Source organism: Paenibacillus mellifer (genome assembly GCF_023195895.1).
Classification (GTDB): Bacteria; Bacillota; Bacilli; order Paenibacillales; family Paenibacillaceae; genus Fontibacillus; species Fontibacillus mellifer.
Genome location: NZ_JALPRK010000056.1, coordinates 1 through 436 on the forward strand (window position 1 = coordinate 1; position 436 = coordinate 436).

1 protein-coding gene is annotated in these 436 nt (G+C 54.8%); it reads right to left on the minus strand.

The genetic code is table 11. The features are described 5' to 3' along the window. Nucleotides 1–436 (minus strand): reverse transcriptase domain-containing protein (locus M0651_RS23945; RefSeq protein ID WP_248554159.1); only part of this gene is annotated, 436 nt, incomplete at both ends.

Below are 436 nucleotides of genomic sequence, written 5' to 3' on the forward strand. Positions count from 1 at the left end.
TATCAGCTTCAGGACTCGCTTGTCTGTCACTCTCCTTGCCACTCTTGCCATGAGAATGTCGTGGTTCACCCGGTCAAAGAACTTTTCCAAATCTATATCTACGACCCATCGCAGGCCGCTTTGGATATATCGCTGGGCTTGCTTCACGGCATCGTGTGCTCTCTTTCCCGGTCTAAAGCCGTAGCTGTACCAAGAGAAGTGGGCATCGAAAATCGGGTTCATCACTTGCAGAAGAGCTTGTTGGAGGAAGCGATCCACCACGGTCGGGATACCGAGCAGCCGTACGCCGCCTGCGGGTTTGGGGATTTCCACCCGTCTGACGGGCATCGGTCTGTACGTTCCCGTTAGGAGTTCGTTTTTCACCGTTTCCCAGTGTGTTTTCAGGTAAGCCTGTAGCTCCGCTACCGTTACACGGTCCACGCCGGGGGCTCCTCCA